Origin of the sequence: Alcanivorax sp. DP30, assembly GCF_009882945.1 — a bacterium.
In the GTDB taxonomy this organism is placed as follows: Bacteria; Pseudomonadota; Gammaproteobacteria; order Pseudomonadales; family Alcanivoracaceae; genus Alcanivorax.
The window spans coordinates 549,460-565,040 of record NZ_WTUY01000005.1 but is presented as its reverse complement, the minus strand read 5'-3'; the positions used below and the strand labels follow the sequence as shown (position 1 = coordinate 565,040).

The following is a 15,581-nucleotide window of genomic DNA, read 5'->3' as shown; positions in this document are numbered from 1 at the left end:
AATGATTGTTGATAGAAGAGTTATGCCTATGCCAGACTTCAGCGGGCTGGCCCTCAAACCATGACCGGGCTGGCTAAAAACGGATTACAACACCTATGAACCTTTCCGTGATCAGCGGACTTGCCGCTTTTGCGCTTTACATCCTGGCCAGCTTGACGGTGTTCTCGCAGTTTCGCGGGCAAAGCACACCGTCCCGTCGCTCCATCCTGACCCTTGGCGGACTTGCTGTCGCCGCTCATATGATCAGCCTGTGGGGCACCATGTTGACGCCGGCAGGGCTTCGCCTGGGACTTTTCCCGGTCGCGTCCGCGGCCGCTGCCACCTGCGTGATCGCGGTGCTGCTTTCCTGTTTGTGGCGCCCGTTTCAGTGGATTAACGCCATTGTCTATCCGTTTGCAGCGCTGACGATTCCCGGCATGCTCTGGGTCAGTAACGGCGACACAGCCCAACCGCTGGCCCACGGACTGGGCACCCATGTACTGTTTTCCATTCTTGCCTACGCAGTACTCGGCATTGCAGCCGCCCAGGCCATTCTGGTCCGCATACAGGATCATCAGCTCAAAGAAGGTCACATTCGCGGCATCATGCGGCTTTTCCCGCCGGTGCAGGTGATGGAAACCATGTTGTTCGAGGCCATCTGGGTCGGTGAGATCCTGCTCACCATCGCCATTGCCTCCGGTTTTTTCTACGTGGATAACCTGTTTGCCCAGCATCTGGTCCACAAGACCGTGCTCACCCTGATCGCCTGGGTGGTCTTCGCCACGCTCCTCGCCGGACGCCACCTGCGCGGCTGGCGCGGCCGCACCGCCATCCGTTTTACCCTGGGAGGGTTTGCGGTGTTGCTGGTGGGGTTCTTCGGTAGTCAGCTGGTGCTGGAGTTCATCCTGCACCGCAATTAATAACGACGCGTTCAGCGTCGTTATCAGTTTCAAGCGTTGAGGCCGCGCCCAGATTCCGGACGCGGCCTCAACGCTTGCAGAACAAGGCAACCCCGGCTCGCGAGCTATTAATTATTCATTATTAACTATTAACTGATCACCGCCTCCTTGACACCCCTCTCCCCTACCCCGAACAATACCTACCCAACTGGCGGATAAACGACTTTTCCCTTGGATACCTTCTCTGATGGGTGGCTGATAGGCGCCCTGATCTTCCTGATTCTTGGCTCAGCCTTCTTCTCCAGCAGTGAAACCGGCATGGTGGCCATCAACCGATACCGCCTGCGCCACCTGGCCCGACAGGGACACAAGGCGGCCTCCCGTGTGGAAGGCCTGCTAAAACGCACTGACCGCTTGTTGTCGGTAATCCTGATCGGCAACAACTTCGTCAACAATTTCGCCGCCACCGTGGCCGCCATACTCGCCATCCGCTGGCTGGGCGACACGGGGGCTGCTGTCGCGCCTGTCGTGATTACCATCATCATGCTGGTGTTCGCGGAGATCACCCCCAAGACGTTTGCCGCCATGCGCCCGGAACGGGTGGCCTTTCCTGCCAGCCTGGCCCTGAAACCGCTGCAAACGATTCTCGCGCCACTGGTTTGGCTGGTGAATGGCGTCAGCAATATCCTGCTGCGCCTGGCTGGCATTAATGCCAACGAGCAGGATGACGACCACCTCAGCCCGGAAGAATTGCGCACCGTGGTGAATGAGGCCGGCGGCCTGATTCCCGAAAACCACCAAAAGATGCTGCTCAACATCCTGGATCTGGAAACCGTCACCGTGGAAGACATCATGGTGCCACGCAATGAAATGGTGGGCATCGATCTGGAGGATGACATGCACGACATCCTCACCACCCTGCGGTCCAGCCAACACACCCGTCTCCCGGTGTACAACGGCGACCCAAACAACATGATCGGCCTGTTGCACCTGCGCAAACTCAGCCGCCTGTTACTCAAGGAAGACATCAACAAGGCCGAGCTGATGCAGTACACCGTGGAACCCTACTTTGTGCCGGAAGCCACCTCCCTTCACCAGCAGCTGATCAACTTCCAGAATGCCAAGCGTCGCATCGGTATCGTGGTGGATGAATATGGCGATGTGCTGGGCTTGGTAACGCTGGAGGATATTCTCGAGGAGATCGTGGGCGAATTCACCACCGACCTTGCCGCCACCAGCCAGGATATTCATCCCCAGGAAGACGGCACCTACGTTATCGACGGCTCCAGCACCCTGCGCGACATCAACCGCGCCCTGCAATGGGACCTCCCCACCGACGGCCCGAAAACCCTCAATGGCCTGATCCTGGAATACCTACAGGACATCCCCGACGCCAACATCTCGGTGAAGATTCTGGACTACCAGATCGAAATCCTTCAGGTGAAGGACAACATGGTGAAAGCGGCAAGGATGAGAAGAGCAGCAGGCAATTGATAACGACGCGTATCAACTTTCATGTCATTGAGACGCAAGAGGCCGCGCCCAAAGTCTGGACGCGGCCTCTTGCGTTTGAGAAACCTGAAAAGCTGGCTCGCGCCAGTTATCAATTATCCATTCCCAATTATCAATTGCCTTTCAAACCCTGTCCGCCACCGGCGAACCCACCCACGCACGAATGTCCGCTTCGTGGCGCTTTACCAGCGCACGCCCCTCTTCGATGGCCTCTTTGGCGCGATGAAAGTCCATCAGCGCGAAATCTTCCAATAAAGGCACCAGGGTGATTTCCGGCGGATCGCCGGCCATGCGGGAGCGGGTAATTCGGTCCTGCATGATATTGATGCTGGAAGCAACCACATCGAAGAAACCCGGGTCCTCGTCATCGCCAGAGGCAAAATAATCCATCACCTTCTGCCAGATGCTGCGCTCTTCATCGGAGGCATCCTCGTCTTCAACTTGCCTGCGGGTGTCCCGGGCCAGATGGGCGCCCACCAGCTGCGCATTCAGATTGACCGCAATCACCACATCGGCCCCCATGGCTCGCGCCGCAGACACCGGGACAGGATTCACCAGCCCTCCATCCAGCATCCAGCGGCCTTGCCGGCTAAACGGCGAAAAAAGACCCGGTAGCGCACAGGAGGCACGGGCGGCATCCAGCATCGGTCCCTTGGTGATCCAGATCTCACGGCCACTTTTCATGTCCGTGGCCACCGTCACCAGCTTCTTGTCCAGGGTCTCGATATCCGGATTTTCATGGTGCTCGCGAAAGAAGGAAAACAACTTCTCCCCCTTCACCACCCCACCGGAAAAACTGATATCCAACAGGCCGACCACGTCTTTCACGGTGAGACTCTGAACCCAGTCGGCAAACTCATTGAGCGTACCGGTGACATAAGCCCCGCCTACCAGAGAACCAATAGAGGTTCCTGCCACCACATCTGGCTCGACCCCGATCTCTTCCAGCGCCTGGATCACGCCGATGTGTGCCCAGCCCCTGGCAGAACCACTTCCCAGCGCCAACCCGACCACCGGTTTGCCCCCCGCCTGAGTGAGGGTGTTCTTTTCGCTCATTTCCATCTATCCCTTCGGCTTTTTTTCAGCCGCGTCTCAGCTCAAGGCTGTGCGTTCCTGCTTCTTACCACACAAGGGGCCCGCTCCCCGTTCATTCGCTGTTCAATGCGACGAAAGACTTCGTCTTTCTCCTCATCAGTGAGCAGTCCCCAGATGGAGATCTCGCCACCGGAGCGGAAGCAGCCTACACAGATATCATCTTCATCCAGTGCGCAGATGGACACACAGGGTGAGACACGTTGCCGATCAGTCATGGTGGTAGCGTTCGTCCACTTCCAGGTGCTCGCTGAACTCCTTGGCATGGGCCACATAATGCATGCTGCTCATGGTCAGCATGGCCTTGTGGCCATCCGTGATTTCCTTCACCACCTTGGCCGGTGACCCCATCACCAGGGAATTGTCAGGAATCTTCATGCCTTCAGGCACCAGTGAATTCGCGCCAACGATACAGTTCTTGCCAATCACTGCCTTGTTGAGCACCACAGCGTTAATGCCAATCAGGCTGTTATCCCCGATGGTACAGCCATGCAGCATTACCTTGTGGCCCACGGTCACGTCCCGGCCAATCTTCATCGGCACACCCGGGTCCACGTGCAGGACGGAACCATCCTGAATATTGGTATTCTCGCCAATCTCGATAACGTCGTTGTCTGCCCGCAGCACCGCGTTGAACCAGATACTGCTGTTGCTCTCCATGATCACCGAACCGATTACCGTTGCGTTATCTGCAATCCAGTGACCGGTGCCCCGCTGTTCGAGGCGACGACTGCCTATCTTGTAAATCATGCTTATTGTTCCCTGTCTGCCGGCCAGTGGCTTACATCAAACTCGATACCGGCATCGTATACGTGGTTGATCAAATCCAGAATCATGAAGGCCGTCAGCCCCCAGATTCGCTTGTCTTCATAGTAATAACTGGGTATCCGGAAACGGCGCCCGAAGAAATCAATGGGGCTGGACAGCTCCGGCTTCTCATCCAGGAAAAAGCCCAGCGGCACCTGAAAGATGGTCTCGATTTCACCGGGTTCAGCCTGTAGCTGGGCATCGGGATGCACAATGCCGACAAAGGGCGTGACCTTCATGCCATAGCGGGAAGCCAGCGGCGACAACTGACCCAGGACATCCACGTAGGCCCTGTCCAGCCCCACTTCTTCTTCACTTTCCCTGAGGGCCGTCATCAACAGGTTCTTGTCCCCCGGATCCCGCTTGCCGCCGGGGAAGGCCACCTCACCCGCGTGGGTCGGCATGGAACTGGAGCGCACGGTAAGGATAACCCGAGGCTCTGGGCTGTCCACCAGCGGCATCAGTACCGCAGCCTCTGGCAGCGCCAGGGGCAACTCCGTGCGTTGATAATCAGGCAACCGCTGCCTGAGCAAGTCGAGCACAACACTCTCCAGAACCGACGATTCAAACGACAGTTTGAACAGCTGCCGCCCTGTCGGCAAGTCTGTCGATCATCGACAAGCCTTCACCGATTCACTTAGCGCTGTTACACGCTGGCTACAATGGCCATGGCATATCTCCTACACCTTGCGGCTACACCCTCCTCTTGCAACAACAACCGTGTTTTACCGTCCCAGATGGACTCAGGATTTTCAAACAACGTAGCGACGCTGGCCGCGCCATGTTTTTTCTTACACCTCGGAGCTAGGTTGCCGCTTTTAAATTCGGCACTCATGGCGAATTACAACCACAGGGGAATAGCGCAAGACTAAATCGCGAGGAACGAAAATTATCAGGGACGAGATCATGCATATCGGGCTAGGAATAGGCCCCGGAATCATCGTCACTCTGCTATTGCTCATTACAATGCAGAGCAAGGCCGGCGACCTATCATTATTCGATGAGATACCGCTTCATAACGAAGCAGACATTTCCCAGACAGGGGCAGACCTGACAGCCTACATTCACCAGACAGGCAACAATGCCGCCTCAGTCTCTCAGACGGGCTATGACCACAATGCCCGCATCATGCAGAAGGGCTACGGCAACCAGGCCGACGTCATTCAATACGGCACCAATCAGGATGCCGATATCACCCAGCTCGGCTGGGAAAACCTTGCCGTAGTGTCCCAATACGGAATCGGCAACTCCGCTGCTATCGACCAGAAAGGCCATTACAACACCGCCACCATCGAGCAGATCGGAGAGGACAACTTCGCTCGCGTAAACCAGGACGGAATTGGAAACCATGCCGCGATCTCGCAAAACGGCACGGCCAACAGTATTTCGGTAACCCAGTACGGGGCCGGAATGTATGTCTCCATTAAACAATGGGACTGACTTTTGTACGACTTAACACTTTTGCCTAGACAATGATGAGGAAGAGACCATGAAAGTTGTAATGAAGCCTTTGGCAATCGCGATTCTGGCCGCTGCAACCGGTAGCGCCTTTGCTGCAGGCAGCACCGCTACCACCAACCAGACGGGCAACAACAACACGGCCAGCACCACCCAAAGTGCGGTCGATGGTGCCGTTGCCACCGTTGACCAGACCGGCGACAACAACAACGCCGATGTAAGCCAGTCCAACAGCGTCAACCCCATGATGGCGGACATTGATACCGTTGGTAATGACAACCATGCCGGCATCGTGCAGGACGACAGCTGGTTCGCCTCTGCCACTATTGAACAGGATGGCAACAACAACAGCGGCGATATCAGCCAGACCCTCACCTCTGACAACACCTCTGCCTCCATCTCCCAGGTGGGCGGCAGCGATTCCTCCGTGGCGACAATTACTCAGCTCGGGGCGGACAATAACAACGCAGTGATTGTTCAGGATGCCACCCTGAATGCCAACGCCAACATCGACCAGACATTCGCTGATGATTCTTCTGCCACCATCACCCAGACCAATGGTGAAGGGAGCATTGCCAACGTTAACCAGCATGATGGCGACTTCCTGACTGCCACGGTCAACCAGAGCGACAGTGACTTTTCAGAAGCCTATGTAGAGCAAACCGGCGACAGCAACACTGCCAGCGTGAGCCAGCAAAACGTGTCTGATTATGCCTTCGCTGACGTCATGCAACAGGGCACCAACAACATGGCCGACGTGATTCAGGATGAATCCCATCATTCGGAAGCCTACGTTGACCAGAATGGCACCAACCTGATTGGTGAAGTGGATCAGGGTCTTGGCGACCGCAACCTGGCCACCCTCACTCAGACCGGTGACATGAACTACGGTCGAATTGAGCAGTCAGGCTCTGATAACGTGGGCACCGTCACCCAGTCCGGCGATAACAACAGCGGCGATATCGATCAGTGGGGCGGCAATGGTGAAGCTACCATTCTGCAAAGTAACACTGGCAACTCTGCCTATATCAACCAGACAGCCCCGGCTGAATATGGGATCGCTTCCATCGAACAGACTGGCGCAGGGAATACAGCCGATATCCTGCAGACCGGCCTGGGCACCAGCATTGATCCGAATACTGCCACCATCCTGCAAAGCTCTGATGCCAACACCGCAAGCATCAGCCAGTACGGCGGCGCAGGGAACAACGCTTCCATTACACAAATGTAATTTCAGCGTTTCCAGAAAACCGGGCTGCCCTTTGGTGGCCCGGTTTTTTTGTGAATGTTCAGTCCTGAATCATTTATCTTTCAGCCCACCATTCAAGCTCCCATTGGCGACAGTTTATTAACAATAAACTTCACATCCAAAACAATGCCAAGCACAAAGAAATTTTAATGTTTAAACAACAACCCTTTACGCTCCACATCTCAAGCACTTACAGAAAAGAAACCATATTAAATACCCCACTCTCATTATCGACATGCGCTAACTCATCCCACTCATTAACACCTTGACAACAACGTCATCCATTAGCGTCTTAAAATAATTCTCATCTCCGCTTTTGATGAAGAAGCACACTCCTGGTCCCTTGTATATTTTTGCCTAACTCGCAGACCTATTTTTAAAAAAATAAATTGGTCTCGCGGAGCAATACTTAATTTTCTTGATCTCTATCACAATTAATCTTGTGCGATTCAAGACAAGAAGTAAGACCTCGGGTCGCAGGATGCATGCCAAATATGAGGAGAAGGGAAAATGAACATAATCAAGCCTATCGCAGCCGCCGTCACCCTGGCTCTTGCCTCCGGCGCCTACGCCGCAGGCAACACCGCAACAACCAGCCAGACGGGCAGTGGCAACACTGCAACGACCACTCAATCCAACACGGATTTCAATGACGCTACAGTCTCCCAGGTTGGGGACAACAATAGCGCCGATGTATTGCAGACCAACAGCAGCGATACTCAGACTGCTTCTGTTGATACTACCGGCAACGACAATAGTGCCGTCATCAACCAAAACTCCAGCGCCTCTGTTGAAGGTTCAGTTGTGCAGGTTGGTAACGCCAACAGCGCGTCCATCGATCAAGATGATGCGGAAGGGAATCTTGCCAGTTCTTCTGCTTCCATTAACCAGGTAGGGGGATCATTTGGTTCCGACGCCTCTGTAACCCAAACCGGCACCCTTGATGCTGATGCCACCATCACCCAGGACGGGGGGGCCTTTAATACGGCGACCGTGAACCAGAATCTGGATGCCTTCGTTGATGCCACCATCACCCAGACCGATTCCATCGGTTCAGATGCAACCATCAATCAGGGCCTGGCTGCGGTAGCCGATGCCAGCATTACCCAGACAGCCACAGCGGGATCTTCCGCCACCATCAACCAGTTGGTTGATTCCTTCTCAACCGCAACTGTGACCCAGTCCTTTGGTGCCGGCAATGTTGCAACAGTGGATCAAGTGGCTGGTGGCGGCCTAACAGCCACTGTTGACCAGTCCCTGTCCAGCTTTGCCACCGCTGATGTGGATCAGACTGGTTTCGGTCACACCGCCAGCGTGAGCCAGACCAATATCTCATTCGCATCAGATGCCACCGTTGATCAAAGCGGTCTGGGCAACACTGCCACCGTCACCCAGAACTTCTCCGGGCTCTCTTCCGCAATGATCACACAGACGGACAGCGGCAACATGGCTGACATTGATCAGCAAGGCTCCTGGGAAAGTAGCGCCAGTGTTGACCAGAGTGGTGATGACCACATTGCAAATGTGGATCAGGGCCTTGGCGATCGCAACGACGCCACCGTCACCCAGACCGGCAATGGCAACGAAGCTGAAGTGGATCAGTCCGGCTCCGACAACGTGGCCATGGTTGATCAGTCCGCATCCGGAAACTACGCTCAGGCGCACTCCCATGGCGGCAATGGTGTAATCGATATTGATCAGACTGATGTCGATAACTATGCAGAAGTTGAACAGACCGCATCCGCCGAATATGGCATCGCCACTATCGATCAGAGCGGTCCGGACAACTGGGCTTACATCGAGCAGAGCGGCATTGGCGCTTCCGGCAACGAAAACGTTGCAACCATTCTCCAGTCCTCAACCATGGATACAGCATCCATCTTCCAGGCTGGCGGTGGCGGCAACAACGCGCTGATCAATCAGAACTAAGCACCAAAACGAGAAAAGAAAGTCTCAGGGCCGGGCGCAATACCCGGCCTTTCTCTTTTTCTCAATTTCTTGATTTGAGGGCGGCACAACACCTCAATATGAAGGTTTCCCACTGAATATTCGGTAACTTTGGCTACTATCGCAATCACCCCGGTGTTGCCAAACTATTGATTGGATAATCCCAAAAAGATTTTATTCACTGGATGAAATAAAGGTCGGCAACTTGACGGAGGGATCAGCATGAAAGCGAAAAGCATTGCGATTATTGCTGTCCTGCTGCTGTCCGTTTCCAGCCCAGTACTGGCAGACAATGATGCCGCCATCCTTGTTCAGGAAGGCTCACATGATTCTGCAGATTCCCACCAGGAAAATAGCCAGGAAAGTCTGGTCCTTATTACCCAGACCCGAAGCGCCGCTAACGCGGCAGTGATAATGCAAAAAAACACCAAAGGATTCAGGGCCAGCATCCATCAGCATGACAGCGTTGAGAGTAGCGGCAGGATTGATCAGTCCAATGGGCAGGATTCCCGGGCAGTCATCGATCAATCCAGTACCTACCTTGCCGAAGCCCATGTAGACCAGGAGCAGACTGCCAATAGCATGGCGGGGATTACACAAACCAACACTACAGGCAGCCTGGCGCAGACAGCGCAGGAAATGGCGCCTCTTTCCCGTGCTGAAACCGTACAAATCGGTGGGAATAATCTTCTTGCCGAGACAGAACAATTCGGTACCGGCAATGAAGCAGACATTATCCAAGGTGGTTCAGACAATTCAGCTCATATTCATCAACAATCATCAGCTGATATCAGTCATGGCAATAGCGCCATCATTATTCAGCCATCAGGCTTCAACAATATGGGCAGAGTCATTCAGTACGGAGCAGGAAACAATGCCACGGTCCATCAATTTTGATTCGCCATTTCCCGGCTTTCTTCGCCTGTTTATGGCGCTTTCACTCGTCTTTTCTTACGGAGGAGCGTACGCCATGCCAGCCGTACCTCAAGGGGAGCCATGCACTCTTCACATCCTAAACCAACCCTCTGCGGATCTTCACCAGTTTCAGCTTGAACTGGAATGTCAGGATACCGGGAGCATATTCACCTACCGGATTGAAGTAGAGAAACTGGGAAAAAGCGGCACCAGCAAGACCAGCCAGTCGGGAAGAATAACCATCGATTCCAAACGGCTCGTGGTAGGTAACGTAAAAATCAATGTCACCCCCACTGATACGGTGAGAGTCAATGCCTCGCTAAGTAACAGCGAGAACGTAGTGGTTTCCCAGGTGAACAGGGAGTATCCGCCTACAAGATAACGCCGCCCATCTTCATTACATACTGGCGCAACCCGTGGCATTGCCAGGCTTCGCCCATGGTTAAATCGATAGTTGAGCAGGGGTCGCCACGTTCCGTATCAGTCTGGACCCCATCAAAGGAAGCAGCCGGTCTCATCGCTCAAGCCCTGCCTCCCTCTTGCTGTCTGATGCGTCGCAGGAGCGTTACCCTCTCCCGCAGCGTGATAACCTGGAGTCTAAGCGCCGCTTAGCCACCATCCCGTCAGATCAGTTGCCAAATGCCGCGCTGTACTGCTGAATGACCTCTGCGCCCATGTCATCGGGATTTTGAAGCTGCCAGTTGCCATCCATTACGCCCTTGACGATCAGGTGCGCCACTGCAGCCTCAATGGCCAGCTTCACACACTGCTGGACAGGCTCATTGGTGGTCACCCCAGCTTCACTTTCCAGCAGCTCCTTGAAGTCGATGTATCGATAAACCCCGACCTGGAGCTCCTTGCTGTAAATGGTCTTGCGAGTAGAGACAGTATTGATGATACGCCCGGTTCGTACATCAACTGCCCTCAGATTCACCGTAACCTGGTCGGTTCTGTACTGCTCGGAAGCCCCCACTCCCAGATAACGCGCTCCCAGGCCGCCGGTTTTAAGGTTGGTTTCATAGGCGACAATGCCGCCCTGAAAAAGAATGTCGGAGGAAAACAGATCCGGTACATCCGGCACTGCCTGCCCGGTTTTTTGTCGCTTTTCCACCACAGCCCGTGCGATCTTGCGTTCGGTCAGAAGATCCTGAAGCCCTTCCCTCTCCAGAGTCAGAAACCAGCCCGAACGGTTTAGAGCATCGATCAGAAAGGCCGCCGCACCCTGTGTGACCGCCGTGGAAAACGATGAAGATGGCGCAGGGCGGTATTGCCCCGTCAAATCGCGAAAGCTGTAGACCGATGCCATGATTCTGCCTTTTGGCGCCGGAAGCATTTCAAGATCCTCGGCAACCTCTGACTTCTCAAGCAGCGTCGGAGCTTCAGGATCCAGCGGTGGTGTTACGCAAGCGGCCAACGACAGGCCCAAAATCCCCACTGTCGCCAGACGACATAGATACGGTTGCATATTCTCATCCCTGAATAATGCTTAAAATGTGTCCGGGACCAGTCCGTCGACTTCAATCTGCGTCACTTCCCCGGTGTTAATATCCTCAATCAGAATGGAAAGAACGCCCTGATCGTCAACGATGTTGATCGCAAAATCATCCGTCACGATACTCCCCTCGTTCCCCTCCCCTACATCCGCAAGCAGCTGGCTCAACAGCCGCGACTGCAGAGATGACGTCAGTCGCTCCAGCTCGGAGGGGCGCTCGAAAGTTGAAGACCGGGCTTCAGGGTCCTTGTAATCATTCTGCGCCTGGGCGTTACCCAGCAAATAAGAACCGTTCAGGGGGTTTCCCCCGAAATTGGGATTCACAGGCTGATACACCAACTCGCTTGCCGTCACTCCACAGGCAAGCAGACAGCCAGTGACAATACTCAACAGGGTTTTCATTAGTAGCCATCCTTGGCCAGGTCCGGGTTATCGACAAGAGCATTCAGCAGTTTGAGACGCCTGACCTGACTCTCAACGGACTGAACCAGACTCTGAACGCGTGCGTCCTCCCAGTTCGACGCAAATGACAGCACGAACCGGGCAATCTGGGTGTCTGCTCCCCTGATGGTAATAATGCTGCCACTCCTTGCGGATGGCTGCTCATGGATACTCACCGAGTAGGGGGTATCCGGGTAGAGATAATGTCTCTGATAGGAAAACTGCTGATGAAATCGTTTACCTATAGGCGTTATGGTCTGGTCTACAACGACCCCCATTTCACCTTCCTGATCCGATGCCAGCGCGGTAGTGATTGCCCCTGAGAATACCAGCAACACAACCCCAAGCAGGACGCGCCGCAACATGGGTCTCAACCCCCTTCTTCTTCCAGGTGGTTTTCGTGAACCCAGCGCATTACTCCTACGCGGTTCTTTACCCCGACCTTGCGATACAGGCTTTGAAGATGAGCCTTGATGGTATGCGTGCTCAAACAGAGGGCATCGGCGATTTCATGATTACTCATCCCTCGCACCACATGGTCCAGCACCTGTCGCTCACGACCGGTAAGACTCTCGAAAACATGGCCGCAACGCGTCGGCGTCTTGCGATGACGTACCAGGTAATCCATGTAGTTACGCGGAAACCAGCTACGGCCCTTGCAGACCACATCTATGGCTTTTGAGATAAGGGCATCGCTGTCCTGCTGATAGATAACACCTTTCACGATCGGCCAGTTCAACAAGAAAAAGATATTATCGCCGCGATCAGCGTTGACCAGAATCACCCGGCACATCGGCATCTTTTCCTGGACCCGCCCGAGCAATCGCTCTATCTCCGAGGCAGAGAAATCCAGAACATTAATCAGAACCAGGTCATCCTGAATCTGGTCACAGAAAAGGTCTTCCCGGGTAATCGCTGTGCAGGCCACCCCACGCTGGTTTTCGATGGATCTGGCCAGAAGCCGGATGGCAAGATTATTACAGTGCGATACCACCAAATACGCCTTGCTTTCGTCACGCGTTCCATGCGCCATTGAAACATCCATAGTCTCTTCCCCTTTCCCCGCCGCCTAATGCGGTTAGGTGTCGTTCCCTTCCCAGCTGACTCGTTGGCCAGCCGACTAGCTACCGCTAGTCGAGGGGGTTAGTCTAGGTCTAGCCATCAGAGTGAGCACTAGTTCTTATGGCTATTTTTAAAATTATGGAAAATATCCAAGAAGTGTGCACCCTGTCACAGTTTCAAGGACGATATTTATACTTAGCCCTGAAAATAAACACCCCCCATATGGGGTATAACCGATGAACAGTCTTCACCGATTTCCAATCTGACCGAGCGAGAGGCCATGCGTTTTTGTAGCCAATGTGGCAACCCTGACCTGTATTTCAGTATCCCGGAGGGGGATAACCGTCCGCGCTATTGGTGCGAAAAATGTCAGACTATTCATTATCAAAACCCCAAAATTGTGGTGGGGGCCGTGCCAATCTGGCAAGGCAAGGTCCTGCTGTGCAAGCGAGACATCGAGCCGCGAAAAGGGTATTGGACCCTTCCTGCCGGCTTTATGGAAAATGGTGAGACACTGCAGGAAGGGGCTGCGCGGGAAACCTGGGAAGAGGCTTGCGCCACCGTCGCCATCGACGACCTCTACACTGTTTTTAATCTGCCACATATCAATCAGGTGTATGTGTTTTTCCTAGGACGTATCGAGGATGGCAAATATGGCGTTGGTGAGGAAAGCAGTGATGCCGCGCTGTTTTCGCTGGACGAGATTCCCTGGGACGAACTGGCTTTCCCCACCATTGGCCGTACCCTGCGTTTCTATATCGAAGATCTGGAAAGCGGCAAATTCCCGGTACGCTGTCAGGACATTGCCCCCCTGCAGCGACGCCCCAGTGACGATTGACTGCCGCTGATCTGTACTGCAGTAGCTGCAGGAGCTTGCCTGTAAGCGATCCGGGCCAGAGAGAGGGATGAGTTTCGGGTTACCAGAAGCGAGTTTCGAAAGGCAAAACATTTACGCCCGCGATGTTCGGTTTTCGCAACTCAAAACTCAAAGCTCGCTCTTCACAGCTCACGCCGGCAAGGGTTCGAGCTTCCAGAGATCAATGGCGGGTTCTTCATAGGGATGAGCCAGGCGCAAGGCGCTGATTGCCGCTTGCAGGTTAGCAGCAGTCACGATGGTTTCTACCCGGTACTCGGCCACCTTCTCCACCTCACCCTGCTGACCGAGAAACGGCTGACTGCCATCCAGCGGGCGAAACTGTCCTTCGCCCCGCACCTGAAAGGCACAGCTATCATAGTTGCCGATGTGGCCGGCCTCGGCGGCAAAGACCGCACGCTTGACCAGTTCAACATGGCTCTCCGGCACATAGAAACACAGTTTATACGTCTGTTCGTTCATCCTGCACGGCCTCTCGGGTTCTGATGGCATTTTCCAGATTCTGGTACTCGGTCTTGAGCCGGTAGTCACCATGGGCCGAGATCCAGACCCCTTCCGCCGCGACCGTTTGCACTCCATTGACCCATACCGCACCCTCGCACACCAGCTTGCGGCGCTCCAGGCGAACCAGTTTTGCTTCAAAGTCCACATCATGCTGAATCGGAGTACCGGCCAGATAGCGGATATTCAGCGTCCCTGTCATGCCTATCTGTTCCACAAAATCCTGGGACTTCGCCATCAGCATATCCAGTGCCAGCGCCAGCACCCCACCATGCACTCTGCCAGGCGGCCCCTGGTAGGCGAGCCCAAAGTGCGCCTTGCCACGAACCCGGTCGCCGTCCAGCCACAATTCCAGAGGTGGCGATAATGGCGAAGCCTTGCCGGAAAGGATCTCGAAATCGACCAGGTCCGTCACATCATCCACAGAGCCCTGACCGCCAAGCAAACGTGTCAACGCTGAGCCATAGTCCCGCTGGCCGTAGCCTGCCAGCTCCGCGCGCAGTGTCTCGACACGGCCAACCAGTTCTTCCAGCACGTCTTCCGGCGCATCCAGTCGTAACACCTGCTCATTAAGACCGGCAAGCGCCTGCCCCAATTGACGGTGTAACAGCGCCCGTCTTGATGGGGGTGGCGTTTCAGCCACACGAATATCGCGAAAATGGTATGCAGGTTTCATGGTCAATTACCCCAGACTCTTTGGCGTCAGCCACACACCCTCGGCATGCACTGTCTGGGTCTCGCCATGCCAGATGCCCCCTTCAATAAAAATCTTCCGTCCTTCGTGAGCGGTAATCCTGGCGCTGCAGCGCAGGGGTTGCTCAATGGGAGAGCCTGCCATGTAGCGAATATTCAAGGTCCCGGTGACGCCCAGCTTGAAAGACGCATGCAGGGCGCGAGACAACACCGCGTCCAGAATCCAGGAGATAACCCCGCCATGAACCCGGCCCGGCGGCCCCTGGTACTGCTGCCCGAGCCACAAGGCACCTTCCACCCCATCCTGATCCTCACGGGTCCAGTCGATCTGTGGAGCAATGGGGTTAGCGCCACCACCCACGGGGTCGTAATCCATCATGTGGTAAAGATCACCGATGGTTGCCGCCCCCGTGAACAGCTTGCGATTCGCCTGACGGCTGTCACGCCGCTCCGGCTGACCCACCGTAGCCACCAGCTCCTCCAGCTGGTCTGCCCAGCCCGTCAACGTGGCCTCATCAGCTTCCACCCGGATCAGGCGCTCGGAGAGGGTACGAATGGCCTCACCGATACGACGACGCTGAACAAAATCATCCGGCACAGGTTCGCAAGCGTAGGCAGTACGAAGCTCGAAGGGACCATAGGTTTTTTCGGACACTGAAA

19 protein-coding genes are annotated in these 15,581 nt (G+C 54.8%); 8 read left to right on the top strand and 11 right to left on the bottom strand.

What is annotated here, in order from left to right; all coding sequences use genetic code 11:
- Positions 1-95: 95 nt before the first annotated feature.
- Positions 96-899, top strand: a complete 804-nt coding sequence (locus tag GQF00_RS13650; protein WP_161319694.1) for an inner membrane protein YpjD — start codon at positions 96-98, stop codon at positions 897-899.
- Positions 900-1,109: 210 nt separating this feature from the next.
- Positions 1,110-2,372, top strand: coding sequence for an HlyC/CorC family transporter (locus tag GQF00_RS13645; RefSeq protein WP_161319693.1), 1,263 nt, complete (start codon positions 1,110-1,112; stop codon positions 2,370-2,372).
- 141 nt (positions 2,373-2,513) lie between these two features.
- Here the strand turns inward: GQF00_RS13645 and rssA are convergent, their stop codons facing one another.
- From rssA to GQF00_RS13625, 4 genes are read right to left on the bottom strand one after another with little or no spacing between them, the layout of a single operon-like run.
- The gene (gene rssA, locus GQF00_RS13640; RefSeq protein WP_161319692.1) at positions 2,514-3,446 is read right to left on the bottom strand and encodes a patatin-like phospholipase RssA; all 933 of its coding nucleotides are present in this window, start codon (positions 3,444-3,446) and stop codon (positions 2,514-2,516) included.
- 41 nt (positions 3,447-3,487) lie between these two features.
- Positions 3,488-3,700 (bottom strand): DUF1289 domain-containing protein, encoded by a 213-nt coding sequence (locus tag GQF00_RS13635; RefSeq protein WP_161319691.1) that lies wholly within the window; start codon positions 3,698-3,700, stop codon positions 3,488-3,490.
- Positions 3,693-4,232: a gamma carbonic anhydrase family protein gene (locus tag GQF00_RS13630; RefSeq protein WP_161319690.1), complete on the bottom strand. Its 540-nt coding sequence runs from the start codon at positions 4,230-4,232 to the stop codon at positions 3,693-3,695. Before GQF00_RS13630 ends, GQF00_RS13635 begins: the two co-directional genes overlap by 8 nt.
- A gap of 2 nt (positions 4,233-4,234) precedes the next feature.
- Positions 4,235-4,831: a CoA pyrophosphatase gene (locus GQF00_RS13625; RefSeq protein ID WP_370519504.1), complete on the bottom strand. Its 597-nt coding sequence runs from the start codon at positions 4,829-4,831 to the stop codon at positions 4,235-4,237.
- Positions 4,832-5,195: 364 nt separating this feature from the next.
- Here GQF00_RS13625 and GQF00_RS13620 point away from each other — a divergent pair, with 364 nt between their 5' ends.
- From GQF00_RS13620 to csgH, 5 genes are all read left to right on the top strand, one after another.
- Complete coding sequence (locus tag GQF00_RS13620) at positions 5,196-5,729, top strand: hypothetical protein (RefSeq protein ID WP_161319689.1); 534 nt, start codon at positions 5,196-5,198, stop codon at positions 5,727-5,729.
- Between the two features lie 49 nt (positions 5,730-5,778).
- Complete coding sequence (locus tag GQF00_RS13615; RefSeq protein ID WP_161319913.1) at positions 5,779-6,978, top strand: hypothetical protein; 1,200 nt, start codon at positions 5,779-5,781, stop codon at positions 6,976-6,978.
- A gap of 528 nt (positions 6,979-7,506) precedes the next feature.
- On the top strand, positions 7,507-8,925 hold the full coding sequence (locus GQF00_RS13610) for a hypothetical protein (RefSeq protein ID WP_161319688.1): 1,419 nt from the start codon (positions 7,507-7,509) through the stop codon (positions 8,923-8,925).
- A 240-nt stretch (positions 8,926-9,165) separates the two neighbouring features.
- Positions 9,166-9,840 carry a hypothetical protein gene (locus GQF00_RS13605; RefSeq protein WP_161319687.1) on the top strand — a complete coding sequence of 225 codons (675 nt, stop codon included), beginning with the start codon at positions 9,166-9,168 and terminating at the stop codon, positions 9,838-9,840.
- Positions 9,818-10,240 carry a curli-like amyloid fiber formation chaperone CsgH gene (gene csgH / locus GQF00_RS13600; protein WP_161319686.1) on the top strand — a complete coding sequence of 141 codons (423 nt, stop codon included), beginning with the start codon at positions 9,818-9,820 and terminating at the stop codon, positions 10,238-10,240. Before GQF00_RS13605 ends, csgH begins: the two co-directional genes overlap by 23 nt.
- Positions 10,241-10,486: 246 nt before the next feature.
- Here csgH and GQF00_RS13595 read toward each other — a convergent pair whose 3' ends face one another.
- Genes GQF00_RS13595 through GQF00_RS13580 form a run of 4 tightly spaced genes read right to left on the bottom strand, consistent with a single transcriptional unit; the run spans position 10,487 to position 12,824 of the window.
- The gene (locus GQF00_RS13595; protein WP_161319685.1) at positions 10,487-11,323 is read right to left on the bottom strand and encodes a CsgG/HfaB family protein; all 837 of its coding nucleotides are present in this window, start codon (positions 11,321-11,323) and stop codon (positions 10,487-10,489) included.
- A 21-nt stretch (positions 11,324-11,344) separates the two neighbouring features.
- Positions 11,345-11,752: a curli assembly protein CsgF gene (locus GQF00_RS13590; RefSeq protein WP_202560499.1), complete on the bottom strand. Its 408-nt coding sequence runs from the start codon at positions 11,750-11,752 to the stop codon at positions 11,345-11,347.
- Positions 11,752-12,156, bottom strand: coding sequence for a CsgE family curli-type amyloid fiber assembly protein (locus GQF00_RS13585; RefSeq protein ID WP_161319684.1), 405 nt, complete (start codon positions 12,154-12,156; stop codon positions 11,752-11,754). Before GQF00_RS13585 ends, GQF00_RS13590 begins: the two co-directional genes overlap by 1 nt.
- Positions 12,157-12,161: 5 nt before the next feature.
- Positions 12,162-12,824: a helix-turn-helix transcriptional regulator gene (locus GQF00_RS13580; protein WP_237440524.1), complete on the bottom strand. Its 663-nt coding sequence runs from the start codon at positions 12,822-12,824 to the stop codon at positions 12,162-12,164.
- A 309-nt stretch (positions 12,825-13,133) separates the two neighbouring features.
- On the opposite strand from GQF00_RS13580, the gene GQF00_RS13575 reads away from it, so the two are divergent.
- Entirely contained in the window at positions 13,134-13,691 is a 558-nt protein-coding gene (locus GQF00_RS13575) for an NUDIX hydrolase (protein WP_161319682.1), read from the top strand.
- Positions 13,692-13,859: 168 nt separating this feature from the next.
- Here GQF00_RS13575 and GQF00_RS13570 read toward each other — a convergent pair whose 3' ends face one another.
- Genes GQF00_RS13570 through GQF00_RS16855 form a run of 3 tightly spaced genes read right to left on the bottom strand, consistent with a single transcriptional unit; the run spans position 13,860 to position 15,576 of the window.
- On the bottom strand, positions 13,860-14,189 hold the full coding sequence (locus GQF00_RS13570; protein ID WP_161319681.1) for a YqfO family protein: 330 nt from the start codon (positions 14,187-14,189) through the stop codon (positions 13,860-13,862).
- Positions 14,170-14,904, bottom strand: coding sequence for a PaaI family thioesterase (locus GQF00_RS13565; protein ID WP_161319680.1), 735 nt, complete (start codon positions 14,902-14,904; stop codon positions 14,170-14,172). The genes GQF00_RS13570 and GQF00_RS13565 overlap by 20 nt, the downstream gene beginning before the upstream one ends.
- A 6-nt stretch (positions 14,905-14,910) precedes the next feature.
- On the bottom strand, positions 14,911-15,576 hold the full coding sequence (locus GQF00_RS16855) for a PaaI family thioesterase (RefSeq protein ID WP_161319679.1): 666 nt from the start codon (positions 15,574-15,576) through the stop codon (positions 14,911-14,913).
- Positions 15,577-15,581: the final 5 nt, after the last annotated feature.